Genomic DNA, 3,887 nt, shown 5'->3' with positions numbered 1-3,887 from the left:
CAGTTCGCCTCGCCGAGCTTCGATGCCTCGGTGTCGGAGATCTACACCGCCCTGTTGTGCGGCGCGGCGCTGGTGCTGCCTCCGGCGGCGGATCCCGTCGCGGCGCTGACCGATCCGGGCCTCGGCGTCACCCACGCCACCGTGCCGCCGTCCGTCCTGGCCACCGTGCCGGAGGGCTCGGTGACCGTGTCGACGCTGGTGGTGGCGGGTGAGGCGTGCTCGCCGGAGCTGGTGGCCCGGTGGGCCCCGGGCCGGCGGATGATCAACGCCTACGGTCCGACCGAGACGACGGTGTGCGCGACGATGAGCGACCCGCTGTCCCCGGGGGCGGGTGTGCCGCCGATCGGCCGGCCGATCACCAACGCCCGGGTGTACGTCCTGGACGAGCGGCTGCGGCCGGTACCGCCGGGCGTGCCCGGGGAGCTGTACGTCGCGGGCCCGGGGCTGGCGCGTGGCTACCTGAACCGGCCCGGCCTGACGGCGGGGCGCTTCGTCGCCTGCCCGTACGGCCAGGACGGCGAGCAGATGTACCGCACCGGCGACCTGGTGCGCTGGCGCGCCTCGGGCGAGCTGGAGTACGTCGGCCGCGCCGACGACCAGGTCAAGGTCCGCGGCTTCCGGATCGAGCCCGGCGAGATCGAGGCCGCTCTGGCCGAGCACCCCGCCGTCGCCCGGGTCGCCGTCCTCGCCCAGGACGACCGGCTCGTCGGCTATGTCGTCCCGCACCAGGACACCGCCCGGGACAGCGGCCTGGAAACGGACCACGTGGGCGAGTGGCAGGACATCTACGACGCCCTGCCGATCGCCCCCGAGGAAGCCGCCTTCGGCCAGAACTTCGTCGGCTGGAACAGCAGTTACGACGCGAGCCCGATCCCGCTGGAGCAGATGCGGGAGTGGCGGGACGCCACCGTGGCCCGCATCCTGGCCCTGCGCCCCCGCCGGGTGCTGGAGGTCGGAGTCGGCACCGGTCTGCTGCTCTCGCAGATCGCACCGCACTGCGAGACGTACTGGGCGACCGACTTCTCCGCCACCGCCATCGACGCGCTGACCGCGCAGGTGGCCGGCCAGGAGGACCTGGCCGGGCGCGTGGTGCTGCAAACCCGTCCGGCGCACGACACCGATGGCCTCCCGGCCGGGGAGTTCGACACCATCGTCATCAACTCGGTGGTGCAGTACTTCCCGTCCGCCGACTACCTCGCGGACGTGATCGGGAAACTGATGCGGCTGCTCGCCCCCGGCGGCGCGCTGTTCCTCGGCGACATCCGTAACCTGCGACTGCTGCGCCCGCTGGCCACCGCTGTCCAGCTGCACCGGACCACTGCCGGTACCGATCTCGCGGCCGTGCGGCGGGCGGTCGAGCAGGCCGTGCGGGTGGAGAAGGAGCTGCTGGTCGACCCGGACTTCTTCGCCGTCCTGCGGGAGCAGGGCACAGAGGTCGGTGCGGTCGTGGTGGAGCTCAAGCGCGGCAGCCACCACAACGAACTGAGCCGCTACCGCTACGACGTGACGCTGCACAAGCAATCGGCGCCGCCGGTCGACGCGGAAGCGCGGGCGTGGGGCCGGGAGGTCACCGGCCTGGACGGGCTGCGCGAGCTGCTCGCCGAGCCGCCCGTCGGGGTGCTGCGGATCACCGGGGTGCCGAACCGGCGCGTCGCCCGGGAGGCGGCGCTGGCCAGGGCGGTGCAGAACGGCGACGGCACGCTCGCCGAGCTGCTGGAGCGGCTGCACACCCCGGAGGAGGACGGCCTCCCCGACCCGGAGGACTTCCACGCCCTCGGGGCGGAGTCCGGCCGCCCGGTGGCCGTCACCTGGTCGGCGACCGAGGCCGACTCCCTGGACGTGGTCTTCGCCGACCCGCGGACGCACCACGGCTCCCCGGTCGAGCCGTACCGGCCGGCCGGGACCACCGGCAGGCCGCTGTCCGCGCTGACCAACCGCCCGACCGGCAGCCGGGGCACCGGCGCCCTCCTCGGCGAACTCCGCGACTGGCTGCGGGGCCGGCTGCCCGACTACCTGGTCCCGTCCGCGCTGGTGGCACTGGAGGCGCTGCCGCTGACGGCCAGCGGCAAGCTCGACCGCCGAGCGCTGCCCGCGCCCGACCTCGGCTCGACCCATGCCGGGCGGGCCCCGCGCACCCCGCAGGAGCAGCTGCTCACGGAGCTGTTCGCCGAGGTGCTCGGGCTGGCTCAGGTAGGTGTGGAGGACAGCTTCTTCGACCTGGGCGGGCACTCGCTGCTGGCGACCCGGCTGGCCTCCCGGGTCCGGGCGACCCTCGGCGTGGAGCTGGAGGTCCGGACGCTGTTCGAGACCCCGACCGTGGCCGCCCTGGCGGCCCGCCTGGACGGCTCCGGGGCGGCGCGGCCCGCGCTGACCGCCCGGCCGCGACCCGACCTGGTCCCGCTGTCCTTCGCCCAGCGCCGCCTGTGGTTCCTGAACCGGATGGACGGGCCGAGCGGCACCTACAACATGCCGTTCGCGCTGAGTCTGACCGGCGACCTCGACCGGTCGGCCCTGCACGCCGCGCTCGCCGACGTCATCGCCCGGCACGAGAGCCTGCGAACGGTCCTACGCGAGACGGACGGCGTGCCGCACCAGGTCGTGCTGAGCGCCTCGCAGGCGCGGCCGGCGCTGCCGGTGGTCGAGGTCGACGAGAGCCGGCTGGCCGAGCGGCTGGCGGAGACGGCCCGGCGCGGCTTCGACCTGGCCACCGAACCGCCGCTCCGGGCGGAGCTGTACGCGCTCGCGCCCGACCGGCACGTGCTGCTGGTCGTGGTGCACCACATCGCCGCCGACGGCTGGTCGACGGGCCCGCTCTCCGGTGACCTCGCGGCGGCCTACGCGGCGCGCTGCCGGGGCGAGGAACCGCAGTGGTCCCCGCTGCCCGTGCAGTACGCCGACTACACCCTGTGGCAGCGCGACCTGCTCGGCGACGCCGCCGACCCCGACAGCCTGTTCGCCCGGCAACTGGCCTACTGGAAGGACGAGTTGGCCGGAATGCCGCAGCAGCTCCAGCTGCCCGGTGACCGCCCCCGGCCGCCGGTGGCCTCCCAGCAGGGCGGCCAGGTCACGGTCCGGCTGGACGCCGAACTGCACCAGGCCCTGCGGGACCTGGCCACCGCACACGGCGCCAGCATGTTCATGGTGCTCCAGGCCGGCCTCGCCGCCCTGCTCACCCGGCTCGGCGCCGGCACCGACATCCCGATCGGCAGCCCGATCGCCGGCCGCACCGACCAGGCGCTGGACGAACTCGTCGGCTTCTTCGTCAACACCCTGGTGCTGCGCACCGACACCGGCGGCGACCCCGGCTTCGCCGAACTGCTCGGCCGGGTACGGCAGAAGGCGCTCACCGCGTACGACCACCAGGACGTGCCGTTCGAGTACCTGGTCGAGGTGGTCAACCCGGCCCGGTCGCTCGCGCACCACCCGCTGTTCCAGGTCATGCTGGGCCTGCACAACGCGCCGGGCGGCGACTTCGACCTGCCCGGCCTGGACGTGGCCGCCCATCCGGTGGCCGCCCTGACCGCCAAGTTCGACCTCGGCGTGAGCCTCGCCGAACGGTTCGGACCGGACGGCAGCCCGGCCGGGATCGTCGGTGCGGTGGAGTACGCCACCGATCTGTTCGACCGTTCGACGGTGGAGACGCTCATCGTCCGGTGGACCAGGTTCCTGGCCGCGGTCGCCGCCGCTCCGGAGCTGCCGATCGGCGGGATCGACCTGCTGTCCGCCGGGGAGCGCCGCGAACTGCTGCCCGCCGCCGAGGGCGAGGCGGTCGCCGGGACCTTGCCGGAGCTGTTCGAGGCGCAGGTGGCGGCGACGCCCGATGCGGTGGCCCTCGTCCATGGCGAGGTAGAGCTGACGTATCGTCAATTGAACGCCCGGGCGAATCG

At 74.2% G+C, this 3,887-nt stretch carries 1 protein-coding gene; it reads left to right on the top strand.

The features are described from left to right. A partial coding sequence (locus tag ABTY15_RS39455; protein WP_502893694.1) for a condensation domain-containing protein occupies positions 1–3,887 on the top strand: 3,887 nt, incomplete at both ends.

Origin of the sequence: Kitasatospora sp. NPDC097643 (genome assembly GCF_040302625.1) — a bacterium.
Taxonomy (GTDB): domain Bacteria; phylum Actinomycetota; class Actinomycetes; order Streptomycetales; family Streptomycetaceae; genus Kitasatospora.
Note: the sequence above shows the minus strand (reverse complement) of the source record. Positions and strands in the feature narration are given on the sequence as shown.